Raw genomic sequence first — 14,650 nt, 5'->3', positions numbered from 1 at the left:
AAACCGCCAACGGTACTGCCCCCCCCCAAAGCCAACAAAAAAGTCGCTGCTCCCAGTGGCCTTTTTGCAGGAGCGACCCGGTCTAACGGAATTTTCTCTGCGGAACGGTTTTCAGGTCACCGTCTACCGACGACAGGTAGTTGGCCAATTGCTTCAGCTCAACATTGGTGTACTGCTTGGCCATGCCGGACATGATGGCATTGCCGCGGCCAACCTTGGGGTTGTTTTCTGTCTTGTAGGCCTTGAGCGCCACGAACAGGTAGTCAGCATGCTGACCACCAATCTTGGGATAGGCCGGATCAATCGGTTTGCTGAAGTTGGCGCCATGGCAAGACGCGCAGTTGGCCTTGTTCAACAGGGCCTGGACTTCCGCGCTTGGTTCTTTGGCCGGCTTGGCCGGCAGCTCTGCGGCGCCGGCAACCACACCGTCAGCACTGTAGTGCGCGGCGAGGTCAGCCATGTCCTGGTCGGTCAGCGAATCGGCAATGGCGCGCATGGTGGGATGTTTGCGGTCGCCTTTTTTGTATTCGTTGAGCGCGGCGATGATGTATTTGGCGCCCTGGCCTGAAATCATCGGGACCTTATAAACCTCGGGGAAAGAGGCCTGGTAGCCCTTGATGCCGTGGCAACCGATGCACATGGCATTCTTGGTTTCGCCGGCTTTGGCATCGCCCTTGATCTCCTGGGCAAGGCTTGCAACCGTCACGCAAGAGACAGTTACGGCGAATATCGTGGTGAACAGCTTATTCATTTTGCGCGCACAATCAGGTGGGAATTCATCGTATAAAACAACCTTGGATTATATCTGGGCCTGCCGAGACCGGGCACCCCTTGCCGGCAACCCGCGCAAACGCCCTTTCAATTTTCACCTCCTCTCCCCAAGAACATGAAATTTCTAGGTTCCAAGAACTACGTCGCCACCCAGGACCTGATGCTGGCCGTGAATGCCGCTGCCGCCCTGAAAAAGCCGCTGCTCGTGAAGGGCGAGCCGGGTACCGGCAAGACCATGCTGGCCGAGGAAGTGGCCGAAGCGCTCAACTTGCCGCTGTTGCAATGGCACATCAAATCCACCACCAAGGCGCAGCAGGGCCTGTACGAATACGACGCGGTGTCGCGCCTGCGCGACTCGCAATTGTCGACCGTGGACGGTGGCGAAAAGGTCAAGGACATCCACAACTACATCGTCAAGGGCGTGCTGTGGCAGGCCTTTACCTCGGAAACGCCGGTCGCGCTGCTGATCGACGAGATCGACAAGGCCGACATCGAGTTCCCGAACGACCTGCTGCGTGAAATTGACCGCATGGAGTTCTACGTGTATGAAACGCGTGAGCTCATCAAGGCCAAGCACCGGCCGCTGGTGTTCATCACCTCCAACAACGAAAAAGAGCTGCCCGACGCGTTTTTGCGCCGCTGCTTCTTCCACTACATCAAATTCCCCGACGCCGACACCATGAAGCAGATCGTGGACGTGCACTTCCCCGACCTGAAGAAAGAGTTGCTGACCGCAGCCATGAAGACCTTCTACGACGTGCGCAACCTGCCTGGCCTGAAGAAGAAACCGTCGACCTCCGAATTGCTGGACTGGCTCAAACTGCTGGTCGCCGAAGACATCCCGCTGGACGCCCTGCAAAGCAAGGACGACAAGGTCGCCGTGCCGCCGCTCGTGGGCGCGCTGCTCAAGAACGAGCAGGACGTGACCCTGTTCGAGAAGCTGGTTTTCATGCAGCGCAACAATCGTTGAACAACATGTACATCACAGAACTGCTAGATCCAAAGACTCTGCAGCCAATCCGCAAAATTATTGTTGTCAGTTAGAGCTAACTCATATGAACCAAAAATCACTGTTGATCGAGGGTATTTCAGACGCGGTGGGCTTTGTCGGCGGTGCGCTCCTTGGTTTTTGGGCCGGCCATCTGCTCGGCTTCGATATTTTTGAAGCCGGCTACGGCAACAGCGCCATCGCCGGCATCGTGCTGGTGGGCTTGGGCGGCGGCGGCGGCTTGCAACTTGCGCGGGCCTGGCGCCGCCGTAAGAAAGCCGATTGACCGCAAACACCTGACTGGGATACGCCCATGCAACGCTCAACCGCCCCCTTCCACCGTGCAGCCCTGCACAGCAGTTGCCTGGCCGCATTGCTGGCCCTGACACTGCTCCCCGCCCCGTCATATGCCTTCTGGGGCCTCCTCGGCAAGGTGGGCTCCACTGCAGGCAAAGGCGCTGCCGGTGCGGCAGGTGCTGCGGGTAAAGGCGCCGCTGGCGCAGCGGGCGTGGCTGGCGCAGTCGAGGTAACGCAGGGCGCCAATGCGGCGGCGAAGGCAGCCAAAGCCGCCGGCGCGGCGGAGCTCGGCGCGGGCGACGTCGCTGCCGCAGCCGGTGCCGCTGAACGCAACGCGGCGACCGGCGCGATGAGTGCCGACGAACTGTCGCGCGCATCAGGCCTGGGCAAGGCCGTGCCCGACGACGTCGCCGCTATGCTGACGGCGCCGGGCCGAAAACTCAGCGATGTGCCTGACGCCGGCACACGCTCCTGGCTGTCGCTCCCGCGCAAGCAGCTGACGGCGACGGATGCCGACCTGATGGTCCATGACTACGTGAAGCTGCTGGAAGGCCGGCCCGCCGCCGGGCCGCCGCGTCTGCGCGCCAAGGCCTCGATCGAATCCGAGAAGGCTGCCGCCGCGCGGCCGGTGCCGCCGCACCGCCCTGTTGCAGACGTTCCCTGGCATGCCGTAGAGCTGCTGGTGCGCGCGGCCCATGCCGGCCACGCCGGCGCCAGAAATGAACTGAACAAGCTGTGCCGGGACAATCCGCGCGGCCAGGCCGCCACAGCCTGCGCCACGCTGCGGTCCACGTGAACACGCTAAATATGAAAAGGATTGCCGGATGGCCTTCGTAGAACCCGTCACCCTCACGACGCGCGGCGTCAAGCTAGTTCCGTTCACGCTCGACCATGAAGCAGGCCTGAAGGCCGCAGCCGCCGACGGCGAGCTCTGGAAGCTGCGCATCACCTCGGTGCCCGAGCCTCACGAAACCCGCGGCTACATCGAAACTGCGCTGGCCACCAACAACCGCCTGGCCTTTGCCGTCACCGACGATGGCACCGGCGAGGTGCTCGGCTCCACCAGTTACCACGACATCGTGCCCAACCTCAAGCGCGTCGAGATTGGCTACACCTGGTACGCCGCACGCTGCCAGCGCACCCATGTCAACACCACCTGCAAATTGCTGATGCTCACGCATGCGTTTGAAACCCTGGGCTGCAACATCGTGGGCTGGCGCACCGACAACTTCAACCACGCCTCCCAGCGCGCCATCGAGCGACTGGGCGCCCGCAAAGACGGCGTACTGCGCGGCCATGCCTTGCGTCGCGACGGCACCATACGCGACACGGTGATGTACAGCCTGGCTGCCGGCGAATGGCCCGAGGTGAAAGCACAGCTGCTGTACCTGCTCGACAAGCCAAGAGCCTGAGGCGTGCGTCGCCAAGGAGTTTTTCATGCTGATCGATTTCTTCTACACCCTGCGTTCGGCCAAGTTGCCGGTCTCCGTCAAGGAATACCTGATGCTGCTCGAGGCGCTGCAGGCCGGCGTTGTCGGCCCGAACAGCGACAAACTCGACGCCCATGAGGGCGAAGGCGCCTGGAAGATCGACGACTTCTATTACCTCAGCCGCACGGTGCTGGTGAAAGACGAGAAAAACTATGACAAGTTCGACCGCGCCTTTTCTGCCTACTTCAAGGGCGTGGAGATGCTGGCTGACTTCACGAAAGACATCCCGCTCGAATGGCTGCGCAAAAACCTCGAGCTGGAACTCAGCCCCGAAGAAAAAGCCAAGATTGAGAAGATGGGCTGGGACGAACTCATGGAAACGCTCAAAAAGCGCTTTGAAGAACAGAAAGAACGCCACGAAGGCGGCAGCAAATGGATAGGCACAGGCGGCACCTCGCCCTTTGGCGCCAACGGCTTCAACCCGCAAGGCATACGCATTGGCCAGGAGAAAAGCCGCAACAAAAGCGCCGTGAAAGTCTGGGACCAGCGCGCCTACAAGGACTACGACGACACCCAGGAGCTCGGCACGCGCAACATCAAGGTCGCGCTGCGCCGCTTGCGCAAGTTCGCGCGCCAGGGCAATGTCGAAGAACTGGACCTGGACGACACCATACGTTCCACGGCGGCCAATGCCGGCTGGCTGGACATCAAGATGGTGCCCGAGCGTCACAACAATGTGAAGGTGCTGCTGCTGATGGACGTGGGCGGCACCATGGACGAGCACATCCACCGCGTCGAGGAAATGTTCTCTGCCGTCAAAGCCGAGTTCAAGCATCTGGAGTTTTATTACTTCCACAACTGCGTCTATGACTTCATGTGGAAGAACAACCGCCGCCGCTTCAGCGAGAAATTCCCGACCTGGGACATCATCCGCAAGTACAACAAGGATTACAAACTCATCTTCGTCGGCGACGCGACCATGAGCCCCTACGAAATCCTGCAGCCGGGCGGCAGTGTGGAATACAACAACGAAGAAGCCGGCGCCGAATGGATGCAGCGCCTGACCAACGCCTTCCCCAAGTTCGCCTGGATCAACCCCGAGCCGCAGGGCGTCTGGCAATACCGCCAGAGCATCAGCGTGATCCAGCAACTGGTGAACCAGCGCATGTACCCGCTGACCATCAAGGGTCTGGAAGAGGCCATGCGAATGCTCTCGAAGTAGCGTTCGCCTCCTACGCCTGAGCGCTGGGGCGCTCAAGTAAACTGCCCTCGTGACCCATCCAAGTACCCACAGTACCCACTGCGCACGGACGGCCACCCCGGCAGGATTGCCGACCAGCGCCGGCTTCATCCCTGCTTTCGCCCTCTTTGCGATATTTCTGGCGCCTTTCGCCGCCGCGCAAACAGCTGCGCCTGCACAGTCCGGCAACACAGCGACACCGCCTTCCGGCGTCATACAAACCGCGCCAGCCCCACCTCCGCCCCCTCAGAAAGTCACGCCGGAGCCCACACCGCAGGGCTCCACCGGCCCAACCGGCGCTCAGCCTGAAGTTACGGCCTTTGACATCGCGGTGCGCGCGCCGCAGCCCATCAAGGAGCTGCTCGAAAGACACCTTGAGCTGCAGCGCTACCGCGCCGTGACCGATCTGGACGAAGCCGAGCTGGCGCGCCTGATCGTTCTGGCTGAGCGCAATGTGCGCAATCTGGTAGGCACGCTGGGTTATTTCAGCCCGACCATCGCCATTACGCGAGAAGGCGGCACTGCCGCGGGGTCAGGCCAGCGGCCGACCATTGTGGTCGCGGTGGAGCCGGGCCAGGCTACAACGGTCGGGCCGGTGGCAATCGACTTTGCAGGCGATATTGCCGAATCCCCCGACCCGGATGCGCAGGCCCAGCGCGCGGAAATCCAGCGCGACTGGCGTCTGCCCACGGGCCAACGCTTTACGCAGGACGCCTGGGACAGCGCCAAGACACAGGCCTTGCGCGACCTGGTTGCCCGCCGCTACCCGGCCGGCAAGTTGGCAGGCAGCCTGGCCGATGTGGACGCACCGGAGCACAGCGCAGCCCTGAGCCTCAAGCTCGACTCCGGCCCCCTCTACCGCCTGGGCCCCATGCAGGTCACAGGTGTCGAGCGCTACGACCCGGTGCTGGTGCCGCGCCTGGCACGCCTCAGTGCCGGTGCCGTGTACGACCAGAAGCAGCTGACCGAAGCACAGCAGCGGCTGGCTTCCAGCGGTTATTTCGATTCGGCTTACATCTTTGTCGATCCCGAAAGCGATCCGCAGGCAGCGCCCGTCCAGGTACAGGTGCGCGAAGCCAAACTGCAAAAAATCATCCTGGGCGTGGGCGTTACCACCGACAGCGGGCCGCGCGCCTCGATTGAGCACACACACCTGCGCGTGCCGGGCACCAATTGGCGCGCCGTCACCAAACTGCAACTCGAAAAGAAATCACCTTTCGCCCAGACCGAATGGACCTCGATTCCCGATGAGGCCAGCTGGCGCTGGGTGGCCCTGGCGCGCACCGAACGTGTCGACGACAACGAGCTCGTCACCCGCTCCGGGCGCCTGCGCTTTGGCCGCACGCAGGCCGGCGAACGCATAGACCGCAACATCTATTTGCAATACGACAGGGCGAGCGTGAGCGGCAGCGGCCAGATCAACAGCTCCGCCGCCGACATCGGCGACGGCTCGGCCCTGACGGCCAACTACGTCTGGACCGGGCGTTACTTCGACAGCCTGCCATTCCCAAACAAGGGCTACGGCCTGGGCTTTGAACTCGGCGCCGGCAGCACCATGGGGTCGCAGCACCTGCCCCTCACCCGCGCCGTGGGCCGCTGGCTCGGCATTGTGCCGCTGGAGCGGGGCCGCATTGCCATGCGCGCCGAGGGCGGCGCCGTGCTGGCCAAAGACTCGGCGCGCATTCCCGGCACCCTGCTGTTCCGCACCGGTGGCGACACCACCGTACGCGGCTACGGCTATCGCGACATCGGCATCAAACTGGACAACGGCGTGACTGGGCCGGGCCGCTACATGGCGGTGGGCAGCGTGGAATATCAGCGCCCGATGCTGCGCGACGGCCGGCCCAGCGAATGGGAGAACACTTTCTTCATCGATGCAGGCGCCGTGGCAGACAATCCCAAAGACATGAAACCTTCCGTCGGCATCGGCACCGGCGTGCGCTGGAGAAGCCCCATCGGGCCACTGCAGATTGACCTGGCCTATGGCGAGAAAGTCAAACAGCTGCGCCTGCACGTCAGCGTGGGATTTGTTTTCTGATGGACACGCCTGATACCCCCGTCACGCCTGTTGTCGTGCCCAAACCGGCGCGCCCGCCACGCCGTTGGCTGCGCGCCATTGCATGGGCCGCCGGCAGCATGGTGGTGCTGGCCGTAGCCGCCACGACAGGCGCCTGGTGGTGGGCCGGCACCGACGGTTCACTGGCCACCGCACTGAACTGGATCGCCCGAACCCAGCCGCTGAGCGCCGAACGCGTGACAGGTTCGTTACGCGCGGGCGGGCATGTTGACCAACTGGTGTGGCAGCAAGATGGCCTGCGTGTGGATGTGAGGGATGTCACCCTCGCCTGGCAACCGTGGTCGCTGCTGCACGGCACGCTGGAGGTCAACCGGCTGGCCGCGGCCAGCGTGCAGGTCACCGACCAACGCGCGCCTTCAACAACACCGTCAGTGCCGCCCTCAGCGCTGGGCTTGCCGCTGCCGGTGGTGCTTGACGGGTTTTCAATCGGGCAGTTTCAATGGACGGGCGGCGCGGCATTTTTTGCCTCCGCCATCACGGGCAATTATTCGTTCAAGGGCATAGACCACCAGCTGGAATTGCTCAGCGCGCAGGTAGCGCACGGCCGCTACAACGGGCGCGCGACCTTATCGTCACACAGCCCCCTGAAGCTTGATGCCAGCCTGGCAGGCGCGCTGGATACGCAGATTCCCGGCACAAAAGCGCCCTTGCCGCTGGCTTTCAAAGCCACGGCCCACGGCCCCCTCACCGAACTGCTGGTGAAGGCCGAGCTGCAAATGAGCGCTCAGCCTTCCGCCACATCACCCCCCAAAAACCAGCGGCAACCACAGGCAACTGCCACTGCCCGTGTGATGCCCTGGGCCGCCCAACCCCTGCCGCAAGCGGATGCGAGTTTTCGCGACCTGGATGTAGCGGCCTTCTGGCCCGAAGGCCCACAAACCTTGCTGACGGGCAGCGCCAACGTACGGCCTGCACCCTCTGCAAGTTCACCGGCAAGCGCTTCATCGACATCCGCCTGGCAGTTGCAACTGCAACTGGCCAATTCCCTGCCTGGCCCCTGGGACCAGCAGAAGCTGCCCCTGGATCGGCTGGAAATCCAAGGCGAGTGGCGTAGCGGCATAGCCATGGTGCGCACGCTCAAGGCTCAGTTGGGCGGCGGCGAGCTGCTGGCCAGCGGCGAGTGGGCTGATGCGCCCGCCACATCCCTTGCAGCACCCGCGTGGAAGCTGCAGGCGACGCTCCAACACGTCAACCCGGCCCTCTTGCACAGCCAACTGGCGCCCCTGCCGCTGGACGGCAAAGCCGACATCCGCAGCCAGGGCCCGGCCATAAGCTTTGACGCAAACGTGCAGGCAGCACGCAATGACGCCAGCGCCAGGAACAATCCGCTGGGCCAGCTGCGCCTGCGCGATGCCAGTGCCACCGGCAGCTGGAATGCCGAACAGGCCGGCGGCACGCTGGTGCTGTCGGCTCTGCGCGTACGCACCGACGACGCCGAGCTGGCAGGTCAGCTTGAGGCCCAACCCAGTGCAAAAAGCGGCAAGGGAAAACTCACACTGACAGCCCCCGGACTGGACGCTCAACTGCAAGGGGAACTGCGGCAAACCAGCGGCAAAGGCGACGTGAGCCTGCGCGGCCGCGACATGGCGCAAGCCCTGCGCTGGCTGCAAAGACTCCCGGGCCTGCCCACATCATTGAAGAGCGCATCGGCGAGCGGCAACGCTGAGCTGCTAGCCAGCTGGCAAGGTGGCTGGCAAGACCCGGCCTTGCAGGCACGGCTGGACCTGCCGTCGCTTGACTGGCGTATGGGGACGCCTGCGCCTGCCGCTGCGACGACTTCCAGCACAGCAGGAACAGCACCAGTCGCTACCGCAGAGGCCCTGAAAATCCGCGCCTTCCAGGCCACGCTTTCCGGCCGCCTGAGCCAGGCACAGCTGGCCACGCAAGGCCGCATGGAAGCAGGCCAGCGCCGCTACACCCTGCAGCTGGCGGCAGAAGGCGGGCGACTCAACAACGGCGCCGCGCGCAACGCCCCGCTCGCTGAATCCGCGTGGCAAGGCCTGGTCAAGCAGCTCAGTGTGAGTGTGGAAGACCCCACGCTGGGCAAGGGGACCTGGCAGCTCAAGACCCGCAGCACCGTGCCGCTCAAGTGGACGCCCGCGCGCAATGGCGACCTGTTTGAAAGCGGCGCGGGAGAAGCCCTTCTGGTCGCGCCGCCTTCGGGCGCATCCACCAGTGCACCTTCGCAGGCCACGCTGGCCTGGCAACCGGTTCGCTGGCGGCCAGGCCGTGAGCTCATCACCGCAGGCAAGCTCAGTGGCCTGCCGCTGGCCTGGATAGAACTGCTGGCCGGCCCGCAGATGGCCGGCGCAGGCCTGGGCGGCACCCTGCTGCTGGATGGCGACTGGGACGCCACGCTGGGTGACACGCTGCGCCTGAAAGTCAGCCTCGCACGCAGCAGCGGCGACATCACCGTGCAAGCCGAAACCGTGCAAGGCATGGCGGCGCGCGTGGCGGCCGGCGTGAAGGAAGCTCGCCTCTCGCTGCAAAGCGAAGGCGAGGCCGTCACGCTGGCGCTGCGCTGGGACAGCGAACGCGCGGGCACGGCCGACGGCCAGCTCAGGACCCGTTTGGCCCGCGCGCCAGCCACCGCCGGCGGTGGCTGGCTCTGGCCGGCCGATGCACCGCTGGCCGGCCAGCTGCGCGCCCAGCTGCCGCGCATCGGCGTGTGGTCAGTGCTGGCGCCGCCGGGCTGGCGGCTGCGCGGCTCGCTGGGTGCTGACGTCGCCATCAGCGGCACCCGCGCCGCGCCGCAACTGGCCGGCGACCTGCAGGCCGACGACCTGGCGCTGCGTTCGGTGGTAGACGGCATCGAATTCGGCAACGGCCGCCTGCGCGCCAAACTCGACGGCACGCGCATGCGCATCAACGAGTTCACGCTGCAGGGCGCAGGCGACAAAGGCACGGGCGGCGTTCTCACGGCCCAGGGCGAAGCCGGCTGGGTAGAGGGCAAGCCGCAGGTGCAGCTCACGGCCAGGCTCGAACGCTTGCGGGCCAGCATCCGTACCGACCGGCAATTGACGGTATCGGGCGAGGTGCAGGCCGGCCTCAAGGGACAACAGACTGAACTCACCGGCAAGCTGGTGATCGACCAGGCCCGCATCATCCTGCCCGACGAAGGTACGCCGCAACTTGGCGACGACGTGGTGGTGCGCACCTCCCGCGGCGCGGCGGCGGGCCAAAAGGCGCCCGCGCAGACCAGCGACGAAATCGCCGACCGCGACGCGCGCCCCGTCAAACTGGCGGTGGAGCTCGACCTGGGCCGCGACTTCCGCATCCAGGGCAAGGGCATAGACACGCGTGTGCGCGGCACGCTGGCCCTGAGCGGTGAAACGCTGCGCGAGCCCCGGCTCAACGGCACCATCAACACGGCGGGCGGCCAGTACCGCGCCTACGGCCAGCGCCTGGATGTGGAGCAAGGCATGCTGCGCTTTACCGGCGCCATCGACAACCCTTCGCTCGATATCCTGGCGATTCGCCCCAACCTCACGCAGCGCGTCGGCGTGCAAATTACCGGAACCGCCCTGCTGCCGCGTGTGCGCCTGTATGCGCAACCCGAGCTGCCCGATGCCGAAAAACTCTCGTGGCTGGTGGTGGGCCGCTCGTCGGCTTCGGGCGGCGCCGAAGCCGCGCTGCTGCAGCAGGCTGCCCTGGCCCTGCTGGGTAGCAAAGGCGGCGGCATGTCGGGCGGCCTGGCTGCCTCGCTGGGACTGGACGAGCTGTCCTACCGCGGCGCCTCCAGCAACACGGACGGCACCACGACAGAAGGCGCCGTCACGCTGGGCAAGCGCTTTTCGCGCAATTTCTACGCCGCCTATGAGCGCACCGTGACCGGCGCACTGGGCACGCTCTACGTGTTCTACGACCTCTCGCAACGCTTCACCGTGCGCGCCCAGGCCGGCCAGCAAAGCGCGGTGGACCTGATCTTCACCGTGCCTTACGACTGAGGTGATTCCTGAGGGCGAGGCCGGCGTTCGCCACCGAATACAATTGCAGCTTCTCCAAGAGAAGTGCCGCCATAGTTCAATGGATAGAACGAGTGCCTCCTAAGCGCTAGATACAGGTTCGATTCCTGTTGGTGGTACCACATGCTCCTGTTTTAATAGCTGCTTGCGCCTGTCAAGTTAACCATATTTCTGCTTTATTCGGCCAATATGCTTTATTGCAAGTTTTGCCGGAAAATGCTTTATTTACACGGCGCTTGCCCTCGACTGGGGTGTACCTACCTGCAGTTTTTTCGAACCGCTTAGCGCCAGTGACTCTCAATCGACTGAGCGCGGACGCGTTTTGAAGCTTCTTCGATCAAATAACGCATATCCGACCCGAAGCGTAGCGAGGGGCACAAGCCCACAAACGGTTTCGTGCCGAAGTCTTCTCTAAGCGTCAAAAAAATTCTTGCGCGCAATTGCCTTGGAAACCAATCCGTCCCGTCCAAGGATCCCGCATTTCGTAGGGTTAACCTCTGTTTATTCCTAATCAACGCCGAGATCACTGATTCGGCCTGATCTAAAGCTTGCTGCCGAATTTCATGGACTCGAGTCCTCCGAGTTGCGGTGCTTTTCGCTTGAATCTGCTCACAAAGACCAGGGAAAATCTGTGCCATACGCTTATAAGTAACTCCAATTTCTTTTTGAAGCCGCAGCAGCGAAGTCGGCGCCTCAGACTTCAGCGCTTCCTCAAGCTGAGTTTTGACCGCAACTCGGTCCACTTTGACGTACACACGGTCTCGCTTCATAAAGCGAGGCTTGACCGGCTTATCTCGACTGGTCAAATCCGCACAAAGCAATCCGGCGACAGACCACCCCTCCCCAGCGGCTAACTTGGTCATTCCTTTAAGTGAAAGTCTTGCGCTCGGCAGGTGCAAAAAGCGCCATAAGGTGGACTTATTCAATGCTGCCCTTGCGGCCATACCAGCGATGCCTCCTTTGGAGCGTGCCGAGTGATTGATTAGCGCAACCTTTAGATCACTCATACTTGTTGATTCGACTTCGGAGAGTCGGGCGACTAGCTCTTGATACTGTTCGGAAAGCCAAATTTCACTTTCACTCGAATGCAAATCTACACTCTCGATACAGTTAAAACCAACTGAACTGCAGCACTGACACACGCCACCCATTTGCCTGCGTAGACGGGCAGGAAGATGTTCAATAGTCGGTTTTCCACAATTGCTCTCAATCAAATTAACATGGTGGATCGGGCAACACGTAACAGTTTTAAAGGACCAAAGGAGCCGACGATATGGAACACGACCCTGCTTGATATCTTCCGAATAACATTTATGGCAGTGACGCAGTGATGTGGCCATCATCCCCTCTCCACTCACATGAAGTTGGAGCGGCGTCATGGTGGTCTTTGCTAATTCCTCGCGCCCAGTAGCTCGCTGCAACACGTCTAACCATTGCCTGGCAAGTTTGTTGACATGCATTAATTGGCCACCCTGCGCACGCCAGCTAAAAGTAAACTGCAGCGGTGAGATTCCTGGCGGCAATAAAGGATACAAAACTTGGCTCACGAGTTGTCTTGGAGCGACCCGGTGAGCGCGAGCGAGTGCGAGCAGATAGCCTTGCAAACTTTCTATCTGGCCTGTCCCAAGTCCCTGTGGCGCAAAGCCGTAGAGCGCTGTTGGAAGAGGTGGCTCTGGCGGCTCGAAATAATAATCCTCACACATCAACCGCCTCCTTAGGGGAGGTGGCCATCTGCCTCACCACTTTTTTTATGGCCTCGTCCGAGGCGAAGAGCGAATCACCATAAGCCGCTCCGCGCAATTCCTCTTCCCCGATCTTGACCTCCCCTTCGATCTTCACGAGCGATTTGGAGCTCTTGACGGCCTTCGCAAGCATCGATGACTCAAAGCGCTCATGGTGATTTCGCATTTGGAGACTCGCGAGTTTCAGCATCGAGGCTTTTAGCAACCCCACTGAGCCCAAAGAAGTCTGCATTAGGAGGTCCGCTATAGCCAAGAGATTTGGAACCTCGTTGCACGGCCAAAGTGACTGCATAACTGACAACACGCGCGCGAACTCGGCCTCGTGCGCCGTTACTCCTCTTTCATAACGCTGGTAATGAATGATTTCGGATCGCCGAGCGACTTGCCCATACTCCTGCATCATCTTGGAAATGTCATACGACCCAATTAGAAGTAGCTTGGTGGCATATATATCTGCCAATGACTTCAGGGTGTCCATGACTGCCTCGTAGTTTTTGAAACGGAGAAGGTGAAGTGCCTCGTCGATGATTAGCACCCGGACATTCCGTTGAACGAGCATCGACTCAATCGCCTCTCTTAGGTCCCCAAGACTGTCTTTTGATCGTTCGAGTTGAAGATGATCGTTTCTGACCACTGAAGCGCGCTTGAGGTTGATCAGCGGCTCATTAGAAGATTTAAGTACTCGCCTATATAGAGTTTTCCAAGACAATGATCGATCGCCATTTGCTGGCGCCTTCACGTACAGAATAGGCGCCTCACTCGGTAGTGCATCCTTAAAGAATTTTTGTCTCAGTGTTGTCTTCAGGCTGTTGGCGAGAGTTGTCTTTCCAATACCAGTCATTCCAATAATGCTGATAATGCTCACCTCGTTGTTGGGTTCAAGCAGCTCAAGCAAGTCAGCAGTTACGCGAGTAAGTTCTTGGTGACGACATTGCACCAAGTAAAACCACCTGAGCCTTAACTCAGGCGCCAACTCAAGGATCTCTGCCCGCTTCAATCGCCGGAGCATGTTGTCGTGGTCGATAGGTTCTTCCACCGTGGCTGACTCTAAAAGCTCGTCTGAGCGCTGCATGCGATGTTTAGTGGAAGCCGTCGACGTCATCGTAGATACTCTTTGTATTGGGGGTCGCGGGTTGCGCTGGGAAGACTGAGATGGCATCGACCACCTCAACAGTAGAGAACTCCTCGGCCAATTGAACCGGCATGTAGATGTCGTTTGACGACGGCGCGAGGAGCTTTGGAATGGGCACCGTGCTCCTGGTGTCACTAGACGAAATTGCCGTCAACGCTTCAGAGGGCACTGGCAAAGCGGTGGTCATCTTCAGCTGGTCAAACAGGTAAAACATTTCCCTCTGTTGCTCGTTAATACGCGGATCGAAGTGCTCCGGCCGAAGCAAATTACTCCGGCTACTGAGGTTGTCTCTGGTGATGGAGTATTTGTTGGCGTTGACGCCAGCCAACCTCTGCTGCTCCTTGAACGCCATCTCAACCTCTTTTCTTCCTTTGGAGTGGTAGCCGCGCGAATTCCCCCCCACGGCCGCACGCCACTTTCCTTCAATCAACACATAGATGACGCTGTGCATCCACGACTCGACGCGCACTTCCAGTTTGGTCCCCTTCTTGACGAGGTCCATGGCAGGGTGCCGATACCATTGGTTGTCGACCCAGATTCCACGCCTATCGTCAAGTTTGTGAAAGGGGCGCTTCGCATGGGGCGATGTCATCAGCATGATGTTTTCGTCAAAAGCCACCAGGCGGTGCGTCCGGCTGCCGGTTTCGGCCATGCGCATCTGCTCGAACTCAACGGGTGTCATGCCGAGCGAAGGATGGGGCCGGTTCGGTCGGGTCTGAAAAAGATACTCCTCCAGCGCCCCAAAGACGGCCGTCAAAGTCCATGCGGCACGCTCGAATGGGTTAACGCTTTTGGTAACGAGACGGGGATCCGCCATCTGGCGGGTGTTGCCCTCCATGACGCCGAACACTTCTTCCTCCGTTGCCCCGATCAGACGCTCAATCATGGCCCCACCCCTTGGCTCTCCAGGACTGCGGAAGCGAAGATCAATGTCGTAGATTTTGCAGAACCATTCCAGTTCTTTGGAGCGAAAGTCGGCGCCATTGTCAACGCTGATGATTTTCGGGA

11 protein-coding genes and 1 tRNA gene are annotated in these 14,650 nt (G+C 61.2%); 8 read left to right on the top strand and 4 right to left on the bottom strand.

The window, feature by feature from the left end; translation table 11 throughout:
• Positions 1 to 82: 82 nt before the first annotated feature.
• A complete protein-coding gene (locus tag AC1D13_RS22175) occupies positions 83 to 751 on the bottom strand; it encodes a c-type cytochrome (protein ID WP_457282247.1) in 669 nt (222 codons plus the stop codon).
• A gap of 135 nt (positions 752 to 886) precedes the next feature.
• On the opposite strand from AC1D13_RS22175, the gene AC1D13_RS22170 reads away from it, so the two are divergent.
• The 8 genes from AC1D13_RS22170 to AC1D13_RS22135 all read left to right on the top strand — a co-directional run bounded on the left by AC1D13_RS22170 (position 887) and on the right by AC1D13_RS22135 (position 10,890).
• Positions 887 to 1,741 (top strand): AAA family ATPase, encoded by an 855-nt coding sequence (locus tag AC1D13_RS22170; protein ID WP_457282248.1) that lies wholly within the window; start codon positions 887 to 889, stop codon positions 1,739 to 1,741.
• Positions 1,742 to 1,826: 85 nt separating this feature from the next.
• Entirely contained in the window at positions 1,827 to 2,045 is a 219-nt protein-coding gene (locus tag AC1D13_RS22165; RefSeq protein ID WP_457282249.1) for a hypothetical protein, read from the top strand.
• Between the two features lie 27 nt (positions 2,046 to 2,072).
• Entirely contained in the window at positions 2,073 to 2,852 is a 780-nt protein-coding gene (locus AC1D13_RS22160; RefSeq protein WP_457282250.1) for a hypothetical protein, read from the top strand.
• Positions 2,853 to 2,880: 28 nt separating this feature from the next.
• Positions 2,881 to 3,468, top strand: coding sequence for a GNAT family N-acetyltransferase (locus AC1D13_RS22155; RefSeq protein ID WP_457282251.1), 588 nt, complete (start codon positions 2,881 to 2,883; stop codon positions 3,466 to 3,468).
• A gap of 25 nt (positions 3,469 to 3,493) precedes the next feature.
• Positions 3,494 to 4,708 (top strand): vWA domain-containing protein, encoded by a 1,215-nt coding sequence (locus AC1D13_RS22150; protein WP_457282252.1) that lies wholly within the window; start codon positions 3,494 to 3,496, stop codon positions 4,706 to 4,708.
• Between the two features lie 49 nt (positions 4,709 to 4,757).
• A complete protein-coding gene (locus AC1D13_RS22145; RefSeq protein ID WP_457282253.1) occupies positions 4,758 to 6,764 on the top strand; it encodes an autotransporter assembly complex protein TamA in 2,007 nt (668 codons plus the stop codon).
• Complete coding sequence (locus tag AC1D13_RS22140) at positions 6,764 to 10,750, top strand: translocation/assembly module TamB domain-containing protein (RefSeq protein ID WP_477690301.1); 3,987 nt, start codon at positions 6,764 to 6,766, stop codon at positions 10,748 to 10,750. Before AC1D13_RS22145 ends, AC1D13_RS22140 begins: the two co-directional genes overlap by 1 nt.
• A gap of 65 nt (positions 10,751 to 10,815) precedes the next feature.
• Positions 10,816 to 10,890 (top strand) — tRNA-Arg (locus AC1D13_RS22135).
• Between the two features lie 159 nt (positions 10,891 to 11,049).
• Here AC1D13_RS22135 and AC1D13_RS22130 read toward each other — a convergent pair.
• The 3 genes from AC1D13_RS22130 to AC1D13_RS22120 form a co-directional block, all read right to left on the bottom strand.
• Positions 11,050 to 12,471 (bottom strand): TniQ family protein, encoded by a 1,422-nt coding sequence (locus AC1D13_RS22130; RefSeq protein WP_477690300.1) that lies wholly within the window; start codon positions 12,469 to 12,471, stop codon positions 11,050 to 11,052.
• Positions 12,464 to 13,612, bottom strand: a complete 1,149-nt coding sequence (locus AC1D13_RS22125; protein WP_477690299.1) for an AAA family ATPase — start codon at positions 13,610 to 13,612, stop codon at positions 12,464 to 12,466. Before AC1D13_RS22125 ends, AC1D13_RS22130 begins: the two co-directional genes overlap by 8 nt.
• Positions 13,590 to 14,650: hypothetical protein (locus tag AC1D13_RS22120; RefSeq protein ID WP_477690298.1), on the bottom strand; the 1,061-nt coding region annotated here is incomplete at its 5' end. The genes AC1D13_RS22120 and AC1D13_RS22125, both read right to left, overlap by 23 nt.

The sequence above is a fragment of the Polaromonas sp. P1_E12 genome (assembly GCF_056405975.1).
Note: the sequence above shows the minus strand (reverse complement) of the source record. Positions and strands in the feature narration are given on the sequence as shown.

Bases quoted from the DNA above. Each gene is read 5' to 3' on its own strand.
- AC1D13_RS22175 (WP_457282247.1), bottom strand. From the start codon at position 751: ATGAATAAGCTGTTCACCACGATATTCGCCGTAACTGTCTCTTGCGTG.
- AC1D13_RS22170 (WP_457282248.1), top strand. From the start codon at position 887: ATGAAATTTCTAGGTTCCAAGAACTACGTCGCCACCCAGGACCTGATG.
- AC1D13_RS22165 (WP_457282249.1), top strand. From the start codon at position 1,827: ATGAACCAAAAATCACTGTTGATCGAGGGTATTTCAGACGCGGTGGGC.
- AC1D13_RS22160 (WP_457282250.1), top strand. From the start codon at position 2,073: ATGCAACGCTCAACCGCCCCCTTCCACCGTGCAGCCCTGCACAGCAGT.
- AC1D13_RS22155 (WP_457282251.1), top strand. From the start codon at position 2,881: ATGGCCTTCGTAGAACCCGTCACCCTCACGACGCGCGGCGTCAAGCTA.
- AC1D13_RS22150 (WP_457282252.1), top strand. From the start codon at position 3,494: ATGCTGATCGATTTCTTCTACACCCTGCGTTCGGCCAAGTTGCCGGTC.
- AC1D13_RS22140 (WP_477690301.1), top strand. From the start codon at position 6,764: ATGGACACGCCTGATACCCCCGTCACGCCTGTTGTCGTGCCCAAACCG.
- AC1D13_RS22130 (WP_477690300.1), bottom strand. From the start codon at position 12,471: ATGTGTGAGGATTATTATTTCGAGCCGCCAGAGCCACCTCTTCCAACA.
- AC1D13_RS22125 (WP_477690299.1), bottom strand. From the start codon at position 13,612: ATGACGTCGACGGCTTCCACTAAACATCGCATGCAGCGCTCAGACGAG.